We start from the raw sequence: 971 nt of genomic DNA on the forward strand, positions 1-971 counted from the left end.
TTTAAATTATCCACATGTGCATAATAGGTCATCCAAAAGTTATCCATAGGCACACATCTGTGGATAACTATGCTTGATGTTGAAACTCACCTGTAATATAATATAGGCATGTACTTACGAAGGGTTTCTCGAAAAAATAAAGATGGTCGTACAGTAGCCTATCTGCAGCTGGCTCAAAATGAGTGGGATTCCAAGGCCAAATATGCCAAAGCAAGGGTGATTTATTCGTTCGGTCGCGAGGATCAACTGGATGTTGACGCGCTCCGTCGGCTGGTGGAAAGCATTTCAAGGTATCTCTCTCCTGAAGAAGCCCTGCGGGCTCAGTCTGAGATTGGTCAGGCGGCTGATTTTGCTTTCAAAGCATCCAAAAGGCTGGGTGGAGTCTGGACACTGGATCAGCTCTGGAAAATGCTGAGCATGGACCAGATCATTCATGAATTATTGGCGGGTCGTAAACATGATATCGACGTCGAACGACTCATCTTCGCTATGGTAGCCAATCGAGCTCTGGATCCAACAAGCAAGCTGGGGCTTGAGGAGTGGATACAGGATGAAGTGGCACTGCCCGGACTCAATGAGGCACATGTCCATCAGTTTTACCGTGCCATGGATTTACTCCTGGAAATGCGCAGCCAGCTGGAGGAACAGGTTTATTTTTCGACAGCGAATCTACTGAATCTTGAAGTCGACCTGATCTATTTTGATACAACCTCGTCCTACTTTGAGGTTGAGCCCCAGGAAGCTCCGGAAAAGGAAAATCTGCGAAAGCTGGGCTATTCCAAAGACAAACGTCCGGATCTGCTGCAGGTGGTCATCGGCATGGCCGTTACGAAGGAAGGCTTGCCCATCCGATGCTGGGTCTGGCCAGGTAACACGGCGGATAAAACAGTCGTTGAAGAGGCCAAAAAGGATTTAGTTGGCTGGAAGCTGGGACGGGTGATCAGTGTGATGGACCGTGGCTTTTCCACGGA

At 48.5% G+C, this 971-nt stretch carries 1 protein-coding gene; it reads left to right on the plus strand.

Features of this window, described 5'->3' with window-relative positions; genetic code table 11:
• Positions 1 to 108 precede the first annotated feature (108 nt).
• Positions 109 to 971, plus strand: an 863-nt coding sequence (locus EWH91_RS14285; RefSeq protein WP_129930930.1) for an IS1634 family transposase, incomplete at its 3' end; no start/stop codon positions are given.

Origin of the sequence: Sporolactobacillus sp. THM19-2, assembly GCF_004153195.1 — a bacterium.
Classification (GTDB): domain Bacteria; phylum Bacillota; class Bacilli; order Bacillales; family Sporolactobacillaceae; genus Sporolactobacillus.